This is a genomic window from Dickeya lacustris (genome assembly GCF_029635795.1).
GTDB lineage: Bacteria > Pseudomonadota > Gammaproteobacteria > Enterobacterales > Enterobacteriaceae > Dickeya > Dickeya lacustris.
In genome coordinates, this window is sequence record NZ_CP114280.1 from 2,834,373 (window position 1) to 2,847,640 (window position 13,268).

12 protein-coding genes and 4 tRNA genes are annotated in these 13,268 nt (G+C 53.7%); 12 read left to right on the plus strand and 4 right to left on the minus strand.

Going from position 1 to position 13,268, the window contains the following annotated elements; all coding sequences use genetic code 11:
- Positions 1-215 precede the first annotated feature (215 nt).
- The 12 genes from thrP (at position 216) to O1Q98_RS12915 (ending at position 8,361) form a co-directional block, all read left to right on the plus strand.
- Entirely contained in the window at positions 216-1,610 is a 1,395-nt protein-coding gene (thrP, locus tag O1Q98_RS12860) for a bifunctional threonine/serine APC transporter ThrP (RefSeq protein WP_125260972.1), read from the plus strand.
- Positions 1,611-1,757: 147 nt separating this feature from the next.
- A tRNA-Arg gene (locus tag O1Q98_RS12865) sits at positions 1,758-1,834 on the plus strand.
- A gap of 73 nt (positions 1,835-1,907) precedes the next feature.
- Positions 1,908-1,983: transfer RNA gene (locus O1Q98_RS12870), tRNA-His, on the plus strand.
- 20 nt (positions 1,984-2,003) lie between these two features.
- Positions 2,004-2,089: transfer RNA gene (locus tag O1Q98_RS12875), tRNA-Leu, on the plus strand.
- 53 nt (positions 2,090-2,142) lie between these two features.
- Positions 2,143-2,219 (plus strand) — tRNA-Pro (locus O1Q98_RS12880).
- A 138-nt stretch (positions 2,220-2,357) separates the two neighbouring features.
- Positions 2,358-2,693 (plus strand): nuclear transport factor 2 family protein, encoded by a 336-nt coding sequence (locus tag O1Q98_RS12885; protein ID WP_125260971.1) that lies wholly within the window; start codon positions 2,358-2,360, stop codon positions 2,691-2,693.
- 224 nt (positions 2,694-2,917) lie between these two features.
- Positions 2,918-4,282, plus strand: coding sequence for an adenylosuccinate lyase (gene purB / locus O1Q98_RS12890; RefSeq protein WP_125260970.1), 1,365 nt, complete (start codon positions 2,918-2,920; stop codon positions 4,280-4,282).
- An 11-nt stretch (positions 4,283-4,293) separates the two neighbouring features.
- Entirely contained in the window at positions 4,294-4,830 is a 537-nt protein-coding gene (locus O1Q98_RS12895; protein WP_125260969.1) for a GNAT family N-acetyltransferase, read from the plus strand.
- Complete coding sequence (locus O1Q98_RS12900) at positions 4,831-5,604, plus strand: amino acid ABC transporter substrate-binding protein (RefSeq protein ID WP_125260968.1); 774 nt, start codon at positions 4,831-4,833, stop codon at positions 5,602-5,604.
- A gap of 75 nt (positions 5,605-5,679) precedes the next feature.
- Positions 5,680-6,351, plus strand: coding sequence for an amino acid ABC transporter permease (locus tag O1Q98_RS12905; RefSeq protein WP_125260967.1), 672 nt, complete (start codon positions 5,680-5,682; stop codon positions 6,349-6,351).
- Positions 6,352-6,360: 9 nt separating this feature from the next.
- Positions 6,361-7,122 (plus strand): amino acid ABC transporter ATP-binding protein, encoded by a 762-nt coding sequence (locus O1Q98_RS12910; RefSeq protein ID WP_125260966.1) that lies wholly within the window; start codon positions 6,361-6,363, stop codon positions 7,120-7,122.
- A 78-nt stretch (positions 7,123-7,200) separates the two neighbouring features.
- Positions 7,201-8,361, plus strand: coding sequence for an amidohydrolase (locus tag O1Q98_RS12915; protein ID WP_125260965.1), 1,161 nt, complete (start codon positions 7,201-7,203; stop codon positions 8,359-8,361).
- A gap of 630 nt (positions 8,362-8,991) precedes the next feature.
- Here O1Q98_RS12915 and hemY read toward each other — a convergent pair.
- The 4 genes from hemY to hemC form a co-directional block, all read right to left on the minus strand.
- The gene (gene hemY / locus O1Q98_RS12920) at positions 8,992-10,188 is read right to left on the minus strand and encodes a protoheme IX biogenesis protein HemY (RefSeq protein WP_125260964.1); all 1,197 of its coding nucleotides are present in this window, start codon (positions 10,186-10,188) and stop codon (positions 8,992-8,994) included.
- 5 nt (positions 10,189-10,193) lie between these two features.
- Positions 10,194-11,321 (minus strand): uroporphyrinogen-III C-methyltransferase, encoded by a 1,128-nt coding sequence (gene hemX, locus O1Q98_RS12925; RefSeq protein WP_125260963.1) that lies wholly within the window; start codon positions 11,319-11,321, stop codon positions 10,194-10,196.
- A 214-nt stretch (positions 11,322-11,535) separates the two neighbouring features.
- Positions 11,536-12,285, minus strand: coding sequence for a uroporphyrinogen-III synthase (gene hemD / locus O1Q98_RS12930; protein WP_125260962.1), 750 nt, complete (start codon positions 12,283-12,285; stop codon positions 11,536-11,538).
- On the minus strand, positions 12,282-13,220 hold the full coding sequence (hemC, locus tag O1Q98_RS12935; protein WP_125260961.1) for a hydroxymethylbilane synthase: 939 nt from the start codon (positions 13,218-13,220) through the stop codon (positions 12,282-12,284). The genes hemD and hemC overlap by 4 nt, the downstream gene beginning before the upstream one ends.
- Between the last annotated feature and the right edge of the window lie 48 nt (positions 13,221-13,268).

The window sequence follows — 13,268 nt, forward strand, 5'->3', positions numbered from 1 at the left end:
TTTTTAGCCGCTTTATCGTTGTGATCAAGGTCTGGCATCGCTGTTTATTTCATCATGCTCCGGTACAGGAAAAGTAGGAATCCGGCGTGCATTGCGGTATCTTTTCGGCCGTTTTTTCCGGCCGGAACGTGCTCGTGCCTTGCCGGGAGAGCGCCGGTCAAACCATAACGCTTCTTATACCGGCATCAAAAGGAACCTTTCAAGACAGAGGATATATGGCAAATACAGAGAAACAAGAAACCCTCCACCGGGGGCTGGAAGCGCGACATATCGAACTGATCGCGCTTGGCGGCACCATTGGGGTTGGGTTGTTCATGGGGGCGGCCAGCGCTCTGAAATGGGCCGGCCCATCGGTGCTGCTGGCGTATATTGTTGCAGGCATCTTTGTGTTCTTCATCATGCGCTCGATGGGGGAGATGCTGTTTCTAGAGCCCGTCACCGGCTCTTTTGCGGTGTATGCGCACAAGTATATGAGCCCGTTTTTCGGTTATCTCACCGCCTGGGGATACTGGTTTATGTGGATGGCGGTAGGGATTTCGGAAATCACCGCCATCGGGGTGTACGTTCAGTATTGGTTCCCCACTTTGCCGCAATGGGTGCCTGCCATCGGTGCTGTTGCGCTGGTCGCGGCGGCTAATCTGGCGGCGGTGCGTTTATACGGTGAAATCGAGTTCTGGTTTTCGATGATCAAAATCACCACTATCGTGGTGATGATAGCTGTGGGTGTCGGCATTATTTTCTTTGGTATCGGCAATCACGGCCAGTCTACCGGGTTTGCTAACCTGACTGAACACGGCGGTTTTCTGGCCGGCGGCTGGAAAGGGCTGCTGTTTGCGCTCTGTCTGGTGGTGGCGTCCTATCAGGGGGTCGAGCTGGTGGGGATTACTGCCGGTGAAGCGCGTAACCCGCAGGTGACGCTCAAGCGGGCAATTAATAACATCCTGTGGCGTATTCTGATTTTCTATGTGGGCGCTATCTTCGTGATTGTGACCATTTTCCCGTGGAACGAAATTGGCACTTCCGGCAGCCCGTTCGTATTGACCTTCGCTAAAATCGGCATTACCGCAGCGGCGGGTATCATTAACTTCGTGGTGCTCACGGCGGCGTTGTCGGGCTGTAATAGCGGGATGTACAGTTGCGGTCGCATGTTGTATTCGCTGGCGAATAATCGCCAGTTGCCCGCCGCGTTAGGACGCGTGACGAAAGGCGGCGTTCCGGCGGCCGGGGTGATGGTGTCGATCCTTTGTCTGATAGCGGGTTCGGCGCTCAATTACATTATTCCTAACCCGGAAAAGGTGTTTGTGTATGTCTATAGCGCCAGCGTTTTGCCGGGCATGATCCCGTGGTTCGTGGTGTTAATTAGCCAACTGCGTTTTCGCCAGCAGCACCGCGAGGCGATGGCGGCTCATCCGTTTAAGTCTATTTTGTTCCCCTGGGGCAATTATCTGACGATGGCGTTTTTACTCTGTGTGCTGGTGGGGATGTACATCAACGAAGATACACGGATGTCGCTGGTCGTCGGTGGCATTTTCCTGGCGGTGGTCAGTCTGGGTTATATTGGGCTCGGGTTGGGTAAAAAAACAGCGCAAATAGAGGCGCAGGCAGAGTAACAGCGGGGGATAGTGGCGGATTGAGTCAAGTTTTGAGCAGAACTGAGCAAAGCATAAGCAAACGCGCCTTTAACGCATCATTTCTGTAAAAAAGCACTGGACAGCTTCCCCCTAAGTCCGTACTATCCCCACCCGCAACGGCGCTACGCGCCCGTAGCTCAGCTGGATAGAGCGCTGCCCTCCGGAGGCAGAGGTCTCAGGTTCGAATCCTGTCGGGCGCGCCATTAAGTTGTGCGCAGAGCTGCGGAGGTACCCCGTAATCGAGTACCGTAATACGTAGTTAAGCAGTGGTATATGGTGGCTATAGCTCAGTTGGTAGAGCCCTGGATTGTGATTCCAGTTGTCGTGGGTTCGAGTCCCATTAGCCACCCCAGATTCAAAGGTTTGTGTCAGGCGAAGGTGGCGGAATTGGTAGACGCGCTAGCTTCAGGTGTTAGTGTCCCTAGGACGTGAGGGTTCAAGTCCCTCTCTTCGCACCACACAGGCTTTGTACCATGCCAGAAGCGTGGGAATAGTAGTAAAGCAGTACCATCGGCGAGTAGCGCAGCTTGGTAGCGCAACTGGTTTGGGACCAGTGGGTCGGAGGTTCGAATCCTCTCTCGCCGACCACTTACTCAGAAGAACGGCAACCTTAACAGGTTGCCGTTTTTTTTGCTTTCATTCGCAGACACGCATTGCACGCCAGCCGTTACTGCTGTATATCATTTGAATATATATTCACTTTTATAGAATTTAAATGAGGTTTGCATGTCAGTAATCACGCCCGTCGAAAAACAATTTTCCGCTTATAACGCTCACGATCTGGTGGCATTCGCTGCCTGCTTTCATGATGATTTTCAAGCCTATCGTATGCCGGAAAATCGGCTTTCGCTGCAGGGGAAAGCGGCATTGATACAGTTCTATCGCGATCACCGTTTTAATAATCCCGCCCTACGAGCCGAACTGATCTCCCGTACCGTGCTGGGCTGCCATGTCTTTGATCATGAAAAAATTTATGGCATAGCTGAACAGCCTGTCGAGAGCATCGCTGTGTTTGAGGTTAACGCTGGGTTGATCACCAGTGCCCGGTTCTATTTTGCTTAATTATGCATTTCATGTCGCGATGGAAGCATCTTTCATCGCGCAGGGCCGTTCGGCAGGTTATTTCAAATGAAGTAATTTCCATAGTGATTATAAAACCATAAAGAATATGTTATATCGAAGCGATATATCGGTGCGAATATCGCCAGTGCTATAGTCATCTACAAACAACAGCGACGTCTCGGCCCGCCTCCATTCCCCCATTATTACAATCTAACGAGTAATCTATGGCATCACATCTGATTGATTTTCTTCTTATTGGCAATAATTTTGGCACACCAGAAATGCGTGATGTCTGGTCAGAGCAAACCCGCTTGACCCGTCAGGTCGAGGTGGAAATTGCGCTGGCGCAGGCTGAAGGTGAACTGGGCGTTATTCCTCAGGATGCCGCGAATGTGATTGCATCCCATGCCAATGCGGCGGCGCTCAATGTAGAGGACATCGCCAAAGATGCCGCGCGCATGAAGCACTCTCTGATGCCGACCATTGCCGCTATCCAGAAACAGTGTGGTGAGGCGGGAGAGTACATTCATTATGGCGTCACTACCCAGGATGTGGTGGATACCGCGACGGTACTGCAATTGCGCCAGGCGTTTGACATCGTTGTGCGCGATACCCGTCTGGTGGCGCTTGAGCTAAAACGGCTGGCGAAAAAGCATCAATATACTCTGATGACCGGTCGAACCCACGGCATGCAGGCCCTGCCGACAACGTTTGGTTTTAAGCTGGCCGTCTGGCTGGATGAGTTTATTCGCCATTTGCAACGACTGAATGAAATCCGTGAACGGGTGCTGGTTGGTAATATCAATGGCGCTATCGGTACTTATGCTTCGTTTGGCGAACTGGGGCCGGAAATTGAACGCCGTACCCTCACCCGACTGGGCCTGAACACACCGAATATCGGCTGGCAATCGGCACGCGATCGTTTTTCTGAATACGCGTCTGTTACCGTGTTAATCAGCGGGACGCTCGGTAAAATCGGTAACGAGCTCTACAACCTGATGCGCACGGAAATCAATGAGATTGAAGAACCGTTCTCTGAAGGGAAAATTGGCTCGACCACCATGCCGCATAAACGCAACCCGGCGGCGCTTGAAGGGCTGGCGAGCCTGACGGCTCCGCTGTTTAAGAGCGCGGCGCTGATTCATGAGTCGATGAAAGTTGAACATGAGCGCGATGCCATGAGCTGGCGTGCCGAATGGATAGCACTGCCGGAAATCAATATTTATCTCTCCGCACAGTTACAGAATGCGCTCGGCATTTTGCGTGGTATGTCGGTTAATGAAAAACAGATGCGCGCCAATCTGGATGTGCAAAACGGCCTGCTGTTGTCTGAGAAAGTGATGTTCGAAATCGGCAAACTTCTCGGCAAGCAGACGGCCCACCATCTGGTCTATGAGTGTTCGATGGTGGCATTTGAGCAGAACCGGGCGTTCAAGAGCGTGTTGCTGGAGCACCCGGTGTTATCTGAACACCTCACCGCAGAAGCTCTGGAAGCCTGGCTTGACCCGGCAAATTATCTTGGCAGCGCGCCGCAGAAAGTGGATGACGTGATTCGCTATGCCGATGACAGCGGTTTGTTGGCAGAGTAACGGGGGCGGCCATGAGCACAGTATTTCGCCAGGTCACACTGGCGGATGATGAAGCCTTCCTCGAACTGGCGCTGGCGGCGTATGCTCCGGTGCGCGAGCTGGGTATCAAATTTGATGCCGCCTATGCCGATATTGAGCGGATTCGCTTTCATATTCAAAACAACGGCGTTTACGTTATGGAAAAAGAGGGGCGCTTCGCCTCGTCGTGTTCCATTCGCTACCCATGGGGCCCGGAGCCAGGGCCGTTTGGATTACCGCACATCGGGTGGTTTGCCACACATCCCGACTTCAAACAGCAGGGGCTAGGCCGCCAGATGCTGAACTGGCTGGAGCAGGACATTTTGCTGACGCAATTAAAAGCACCGGCGGTGTCGCTGGGGACAGCGAAAAACCACCCCTGGCTACTTGAGATGTACAGAAATTATGGATTCAAGGACGTGTGTCAGGCTGATTTGGGTAAAGGACACCAAACCATCTTTATGGAAAAAGTGCTCGACCCGCAGCGTTATAACCAGTGGAAAAAAACACACCCAAGAGCGGAGACCTAAATGAAAAAAATAACTTTATCAGCACTCACCTTAGCGGCGGCTTTCCTGATAGCGGGTTGTGATGGACAAAAAAGCGGCGAAAAAGTGCTGCGTGTCGGCGCGACCGGGCAAAGCTACCCGAGCGCGTTCAAACAGGATAACAAACTGGTAGGTTTCGATGTCGAAGTGGCAGAAACCATAGCCAAGGATTTGAACTACAAGGTTGAATGGGTGACGGCGGATTTCAGCGGCCTGATGGGGCAACTGGAAGCCAGTAAGCTTGATACCATTGCCAATGTGGTAGCGATTACCCCAGCGCGTCAGGAGAAATACAGCTTCTCTACGCCTTATAGCTACTATGGCAGCCAGATTGTCACACACAAAGACAACACCAACATCAATACGCTCGATGACCTGAAAGGGAAAACCGTGGCGGGCGTGCTGGGCTCTAACCACGTTAACAACCTGAAAAAAGCTTTTGCTGACGGCAGCGTCACGATTCGTACTTACGAAACCCGTGATGGTGCGATGAGCGATGCGCTGGCCAAGCGCGTTGAGGGCTATATTAACTCGCGCCCGATTCTGCTGGCGGAAATCAATAAGCGCAATCTGCCTTTTAAGATGGTGGGTGAGCCGTTGGTGGTCGAGCAGGTTGGTTTTCCTTTCCATAAGGACAGCCAGGGCGATGCGCTGCGCAAACAGTTTGACGACCAACTCACCAAAATGCGCAATGATGGCCGACTGAAAGCGCTGTCGGTGAAATATTTTGGTGAGGATATTACGGCGGCCAAATAATCCGTCGCCCACTCAACTCCCCGGGTGGCCGCTGCATCTTCGTCGGTGTGGCTGCCGCCCGTAATGGTATGGTTCATGAATATCGATCTCTCCTACCTGTTAAAGGTCTTTCCCCAGGTACTGATGTACTTACCCACCACGCTGTTACTGGCGGTGGTATCAATGCTGTTTGCGATTGTGCTGGGGTTGGTGCTGGCGCTGGTGCGCGAAAGCCGTTTTATCGTATTGGTGAAACTGGTTGAGTTATACATCTCACTGTTTCGCGGCATTCCTTCGCTGGTGCAGTTGTTCATTATCTATTTTGGTCTGCCGCAACTGTTTCCTGCGCTTAACGGCCTGTCAGCCATGACGGCGGCGATCATCGGCTTTAGCCTGAAAAACTCGGCGTATATGGCAGAAATTTTCCGTGCGGCGCTGGCGTCGGTGGATTTTGGCCAGACCGAAGCCGGGCTGTCGGTTGGCATGAATAAAGTGCAGATTTACCGCCGTATCGTGCTGCCGCAGGCGATGCTCAATGCGCTGCCAGCAACGGGTAATACGTTTATTTCATTGATTAAAGATACGTCAGTGGCGTTCGCACTCGGTGTATCTGAACTGTTTGCCGAAGGGAAGATGATTGCTGCCGAATCGCTGCGTTTCTTTGAAACCTTCCTGGTGGTGGGGCTGATTTACTGGATGCTGATTATGGTTTATTCCTGGCTTCAGACCCAGTTAGAAAAGAAACTGAGCCACTCACGGCAGCGTTAAGGAGCCCCTATGATTAGCGTAAAAAACCTGACCAAACGTTTTGGCGACCAGGTGGTGCTCGATAACATCAGCCTGGATATTGCCGAGGGCGAAGTGGTGGCGATTATCGGGCCGTCTGGTTCGGGAAAATCCACCTTGCTGCGCTGCCTGAACTTGCTGGAAAAGCCTGAGTCTGGCGTTATCAGCATTGCAGGTCAGTCACTGGATACGCGCCGTTATACCACCCGTGAAGAGTATGCCTTGCGGCGGCAGACAGCGATGGTGTTTCAGAACTACAACCTGTTTAAGAATAAAACGGCACTGGAGAACATCACCGAAGCGCTGATTGTGGTGAAAAAAATGCCGAAGAAACAGGCTGATGAAATCGGTCTGGCGCTGCTGGAAAGCGTAGGGCTACGGCCACAGGCGCACCAATACCCGGTGACGCTCTCCGGTGGGCAGCAACAGCGGGTGAGCATCGCGCGCGCGCTGGCGGTCGATCCGAAGGCGATTTTATTTGATGAACCGACGTCGGCGCTCGACCCGGAGCGGGTGCATGAAGTCTTACAGGTGATTCAACATCTTGCCGGGCAGAACACCACGATGGTGATAGTCACCCACGAGATGCAATTCGCCAAAGAGGTGGCTGACCGGGTGATTTTTATGGCGGACGGCCATATTGTTGAGCAAGGGCCAGCGGAGAAAGTGATCAGCTTTTCTGATAATCCGCAAACGCGCCGTTTCCTGCGCCAGCTTACCCAGATTCAGGAACCACCCGAGTTCGATATTTGATAGAACCCTATTCACCTGCAAGCCCTCTCAGTTGGGCTGCCCTGAGTGACAGGGCGAGAAAAAGAGGAGTCACCCTGCATGAAACAGCATGCCCAGTATGAGCCGCTGGCTCAATTTATTCAGGCATTCCGGCACGATTTGCATCAACACCCGGAGTTGTCCAATCAGGAGTTTGAAACCACGCGGAAAATTCGCGCCGTGCTGGAAAAAGAAGGCATTCGCATTCTGGATTTGCCGCTAAAAACCGGTCTGGTGGCCGAAGTGGGCGGCTTACAGGATGGCCCGCTGGTGGTGGTGCGTTCTGACATTGACGCGCTGCCGATTGAAGAAGAGTCCGGCGTGGCGTTCAGTTCGAAAAATAGCGGCGTCATGCACGCCTGCGGCCATGATTTCCACTCCTCGGCAGCGCTGGGTGCGGCGATTTTACTAAAACGCATCGAGCCTGAATTAAAGGGTACCGTGCGTATTCTGTTTCAGGCTGCCGAAGAAACCGGCCTTGGTGCTCCCGAGGTGATTGCCGCAGGCGCATTAGACGGTGCGGCGGCCATTTTCGGCATTCATAACGACCCGACGCTGCCAGTTGGTGTTATCGGCGGTAAAGACGGCGCGCTGACGGCGGGCGTTGACCGCTTTGAAATCAACATTGCCGCCAAAGGCTGCCACGCTGCCAAGCCGCATGAAGGCAATGACCCTATCATCATTTTGGGGCAGTTGATTAGCGCGGTGCAGACTATTATCAGCCGTACCGTGCCGTCTGATAATAACGCGGTGGTGTCGATTACTCAGGTACACAGCGGTAGCACCTGGAACGTTATCCCCGATACGGCCTATCTCGAAGGGACGGTACGTACGTTTAGCCAGCAAGCGCGTGACCTTATCGAGCAGCGCTTTCGCCAGATTGTTGCTGGCCTTGCCAGCACATTTGGGGCGCAAATCGAGCTGATTTGGCACGCCGGGCCGCCTTCCGTGGTCAATACACCGCATTGGGTGGAGTTTGCGCTACAGGTGGCTGATGCCGAAGGTTTTGAGGCGCGCCGTGTCGAGGCGAGCCCGATTGGTGAAGATTTTGCGTTCTACCAGCAAAAGCTACCGGGGACGTTCATGATGGTTGGCTCCGGCGGCCCTTACGCGCTGCACCATCCTAAATTCCGGGTGGACGACCGCGCGCTGTTTCCCACCGCGCATTACCTGTATCAACTGGCCACGCAGAGTCTGGAGCAGTTGTCACACGCTGCCTGACGCGATATTTACCTGATGACGTAATGCCTAACCGCCACTACTGCGTTGTGGCGGTTTTTTTATGCGTCCGGCTCAGAGGTGTGGCTTTTTGACGACATTTCCCTATTGCTCTGTCGCCAAAGAGTGACACTCAATTGATTGATTTTAATAGATAATAACTTTCCGCTGCCATGGTGTCTCTAATTGGCGACATTTTGCCTGGAGGTCACGATTGACGTGGGGGATGTAGAGGCCATCAAATAGGGAGATAAAATAATTATTTGTTATTTATCAATAGCTAATAAATAATTTTATTCCAACTTTAAAAGTTGGCATCATTAATGCTAAACACTGTGTGTAGATGCTCATTCCACCTTCTATGCTTGCTTCGGCTTCATAAACCTGGGAATGACGCAGAGCCATTTATGGTGCCTGTCGTTTAATGATGGTGTAACGCTCATTCATCATTGTTGAACGTCACGTTGAGTGGGGCGCCTTAATGTTGTCTTTCAGACCTGATTTTTATTGCACGCTTGTCGCTGGTCGGCAAGCGTTTTTTTTGCCTTAATTTCTTGTATTGCATCGATTTTCGGCAAAAAAACCGGCGCAGCGCGCCGGTCGTCAGGGGAGGAATAACCGCGTGTCATCGACTCACGCATCATGAGGGGGCTGTAGCGTCAGTAACAGACCATCACGGCGCATACGGGCCGCATCTTCAGGGCGTTTAAGGCGATCAAACGCATCGGCGCACCAGGCGTAGTCATAAGCATCCGGCCTGAGTGCCAGCGCAGCGGAGAAGGCCTCACTCGCCTGTTGCCAGTCGCTATGCTTCATCAGCAATTGGCCGAGCGTACTGTGCAGCAGTGCGTCGTCACTGTGCTGTTTCAGCCTCTGGCGCAGTAGTTTTTCCAGCGGCTCCGGCTGCCCGCTATTCAGGCGCGGGATCAACTGAACCAGACGAGGGTCAAATTGCTGTTTGAGTCCATCAATAATGATTGTTTGGGCGGTGGAATGGTCGTCACACACAATCAGGTGTTCTGCCATGGCAACTTGCATCGCGAGCGACTGCCGTATTTTACGCGGCTGGTTTTTCCACCACTGTTTTAAACCGCCGCTGCCGCCTTCTGCCATCGCTTGATCCATCAAACCCACCGTGGCCCGTTGCTGCAATTCATCAAACTCACTTTCACTGCGCAGGCGCAGTTTGCGCATTATCGGCAGAATATCAAGCAATGCGCTGTAGGCATGAGTACGTAAGAAAGCCTGTTCCGCCAGCCGTAACACTTCAGGATGGCGAGGGGCGATCTCCAGCAGACGATCGGCACCGTGACGTGCGGCGTGATCTTCATTGCGGGCCAACTGAATGCGTACGCGGGTGATATCTACAGGTAATGGGTTCGTGTCGGCAATTTCTGCCGCTCTTTCCAGATACTGACGGGTGCGGTAATCATCGCCGCGTTGTTGGGCGGCTTCGGCGGCGAGCAGGTAGTTGACCACCGGCTGTTCGGCATGGTCGGCATTGCGGGTAAGCAGTTTCTCCACTTGCAGATAGTCACCTTCAGCAAGCTTTAACAATGCCGCTTTGGTCTGCTGGCGTGCCCGGCTACGTTTGCGGCCGATAAACCAGCCTCGGGTACGCGCTCCGGTACGAAGGAGACGCCGCACTATCCATTCGAGCGCTAAAAATGCCAGTAAAAACAAGACCAGCATAATCACCAGGCCGGTGACGCTGGTTTCAATATTGTAGCTATCGGTTTGAATGAGCACGTAACCCTGATGGCCAGCCAGCATTGGGCCGAGTACGATTCCGGCGATGAGCACCACAAATAACAGCAAGACTTTGAGCATATTGATCAGCCCTCCTGTGGCTTGGCTGACGGTTGAGCCAGCAGGTTGCGCACCCGGGTCTGCATCAGTTTGTCTAACAGCGATTGGCTTTGCAGTTCGGTGGGAACATCCATGGCAACGGTCTGCTGACTCAAGGTATCAAGCTGTTCCAGAAAGGCTTTTGTGCTGGGGTCATTCTCATCAAAGTAAGCGCGTACCCAGGTGGCTGCGGTTTCCAGCGACTGGCGGTAGGTTTCATTTTGATGGCGTGGCACCGCTTGTGCCGCGATAAGCAGGCGCGAGCGGATATTCTCACGCAGGTACACGTCCTGATTCGGTGCCAGCAGCGGTTCGGCGCTGTCATCGCGGCGGCGAATAGTAATGAAGTCTGACAAGAACGTGTGCCAACTTTTACTCAGATTCTGCCGCCATTCACTGAGCGAAGCGGATAACGTGGTATCGTTTTCTTCCATGGGCGCATCATCGGTATCGTTATCAGCCAAACGCAGGTTATCGACCTGATCGGCTAATTGATTGAGCTTGAGAATGATGCCGTCAAAATCGATTTGGCTGACACCTGCCAGCGTACCGATATCATGGGTAATCGCGCGGCGTACATCCAGCAGGCTTGGGTCATTCATGTCTGCCAGACTCGCATCTGCGCTTTTCAGTAATGCGCCAGCGGTCGTCACGTCTTTATCGCTCCACAGCTTTCTTCCGGCTTGTTTAACCAGAAAATCAGCCTGTGCCAGCAGCCAGGTTTTTGAGTCGTTACTGGCGAGTGTTGCCAGTTTTTCCTGCATTTCGCCAGCCTGACGCGTGAGCGCAGCGAGTCGCTGCTCATCGGCACTGAGCGCTTTGGCTTGCTGTTCTAGCGTTTGCTGCCATTGCTGCTGCGTTTGCGATTGCTGCTTCTGTAGTGTGCTGAGTTGTTCTTGTAACCGCGCCAGTTCAGCGTTTTGGCGAGAAAATTGCTGCTGGGCGAGATAATAGAGCCCGCCGCCGACCGCCAGTGAGACCACAATCGCGACCGCACCCAGCACCAGACCATAGCGCCCTTGGCCGGGAGACGCCGGTGACTTTGGCGGATGTGCGGGTTCAACCCGTTCGACCACCGCATCAGAGGCGGTTGAGGGGGTAATGTGTTCCGTCATATGGGGACATCCTATGATCAGGTAATGGTAATTGCCCGGGTTGCAGCGAGCCGCATTAGGGGCAGTTCAATATCCGGCTAATGCTAATCTAATGCTGTTGTTATTTGACCAACCCAGACAGTTATTATGCCGTTAATTAATCCGGTTATCAGCACGCGATGTTCACAAGACGCGCCGTCTTACCGATAGCCGACGGAGCAGAGGTTGCTTTAGCTTAGCGGTTGTGTTGTAAGGCGCGCATCAGCGCATCGTTATCGGCGTTATCGGCGACACAGATATCACGCAAGCCAAGTTCTCTGGCTTGGCTTGCCAGGCGTTCGCTGACCACAACGAGATGGCAACCTGACAGCCAGGTCTTGCGATAATACTCCGGTACCAGCGTATAGAGTTGTTGCAGCATTTCTCCGCTGGTGACAACCAGCGTATCAACCCCAAGCTGTTGCCAGCGCAGGCATTGCTGCGCGCCATCATAAACGACGGGCATTCGCTGGTAACATTCGCAATAGCGTACCATCGCGCCGCGCTGGTGCAGCGTTTCACCCAATAACTCACGCCCACCGTTACCCCTTAATAGTAGCGCCTGTTGCCCTTTAACCTGCTGTAGCGCGGGTAACTGCAACAGCGTTTCACTGGTTGAACGCTCTGGCGGATAGTGTACCGGCATGCCGCTGACGGTATGCAATGCCAGCCCGGTTGACCGGCCAACGGCAAAATAGGTGAGCGATTTAGGCCAACTGATACCCGCGCGGCTGAGTTCAGGGCTGGCAAATTCGACCACCTGCTGGGATAACGCAAACACCAGTGAACCTGCTGGCAGTGTTTGTAGCAGGGCAGGGAGCTGTGACAGTTCCCGGCCCGGCGAAAATTCGATTAACGGATGATGATAGGCCGACAAACCAGCCAAACGCAAACGGGCGACCAGTTGCTCACCTGTCGGAGAGGGGCGAGTCACCAGAATGGTCATGACAGGGTTCCACCGTAAACCGCTTGTAAAATGTCGCGAGCCCCACGCTCAAGCAGTTCTTCCGCCAGGCTGATGCCCAACTGCTCGGCGTCTTGACGCAAGCCGTGGCGCTGCGCATACAGAATCTGGCTGCCGTCCGGTGCGCCAACCAGTGCGCGTAACCATAACTGCTCACCCTGTAATTCGGCGTAGCTGCCAATCGGCACCTGACACCCCCCTTCGAGTCGCGTATTCATCGCACGTTCGGCCAGAACCCTGATGGCGGTATCCTCATGATTCAGCGGTGCCAGTAGCGCACGGGTGCGCAGATCGTCCAGGCGGCATTCGACGCCGACCGCGCCCTGGCCGACCGCCGGGAGCGATTGTTCCGGGCTAAGGGCGCTACGGATGCGCTCTTCCAGACCAAGGCGTTTGAGCCCGGCGACAGCAAGAATAATGGCATCGTATTCACCGTTATCGAGCTTGGATAAACGAGTGCCGACGTTGCCGCGCAGGTCGCGAATGCGCAGATCCGGGCGCGCTGCGCGGAGCTGGCACTGCCGACGCAAGCTAGAGGTGCCGACACAGGCGCCCTGCGGCAATGCTTCCAGACTGGCGTAGTGATTTGAGACAAACGCATCACGCGGATCTTCACGTTCACAGATGGTCACTAACCCAAGCCCTGTAGGAAACTCCACCGGCACGTCTTTCATCGAATGTACGGCGATATCGGCTCGATTTTCCAATAGCGCCAGCTCGAGTTCTTTGACGAACAATCCTTTGCCGCCCACTTTTGCCAGGGGCGTGTCGAGCAGTACATCGCCTCGAGTGACCATCGGAACCAGTTCCACCCGCAATCCCGGGTGGCAGGCTTCCAGCTGTTGTCTGACGAAGTGGGCCTGCCATAACGCCAGCGGGCTTTGTCGGGTGGCAATTCTCAGAGTCGTGTCTACCATGCTGATACCGTTTTGATCCTTTTTTTCATCGTATCATGTCTTTTTATC

Excerpts from the sequence above, each read along its gene's own strand:
- thrP (WP_125260972.1), top strand. The coding sequence starts at position 216 with ATGGCAAATACAGAGAAACAAGAAACCCTCCACCGGGGGCTGGAAGCG.
- O1Q98_RS12885 (WP_125260971.1), top strand. The coding sequence starts at position 2,358 with ATGTCAGTAATCACGCCCGTCGAAAAACAATTTTCCGCTTATAACGCT.
- purB (WP_125260970.1), top strand. The coding sequence starts at position 2,918 with ATGGCATCACATCTGATTGATTTTCTTCTTATTGGCAATAATTTTGGC.
- O1Q98_RS12895 (WP_125260969.1), top strand. The coding sequence starts at position 4,294 with ATGAGCACAGTATTTCGCCAGGTCACACTGGCGGATGATGAAGCCTTC.
- O1Q98_RS12900 (WP_125260968.1), top strand. The coding sequence starts at position 4,831 with ATGAAAAAAATAACTTTATCAGCACTCACCTTAGCGGCGGCTTTCCTG.
- O1Q98_RS12905 (WP_125260967.1), top strand. The coding sequence starts at position 5,680 with ATGAATATCGATCTCTCCTACCTGTTAAAGGTCTTTCCCCAGGTACTG.
- O1Q98_RS12910 (WP_125260966.1), top strand. The coding sequence starts at position 6,361 with ATGATTAGCGTAAAAAACCTGACCAAACGTTTTGGCGACCAGGTGGTG.
- O1Q98_RS12915 (WP_125260965.1), top strand. The coding sequence starts at position 7,201 with ATGAAACAGCATGCCCAGTATGAGCCGCTGGCTCAATTTATTCAGGCA.
- hemY (WP_125260964.1), bottom strand. The coding sequence starts at position 10,188 with ATGCTCAAAGTCTTGCTGTTATTTGTGGTGCTCATCGCCGGAATCGTA.
- hemX (WP_125260963.1), bottom strand. The coding sequence starts at position 11,321 with ATGACGGAACACATTACCCCCTCAACCGCCTCTGATGCGGTGGTCGAA.
- hemD (WP_125260962.1), bottom strand. The coding sequence starts at position 12,285 with ATGACCATTCTGGTGACTCGCCCCTCTCCGACAGGTGAGCAACTGGTC.
- hemC (WP_125260961.1), bottom strand. The coding sequence starts at position 13,220 with ATGGTAGACACGACTCTGAGAATTGCCACCCGACAAAGCCCGCTGGCG.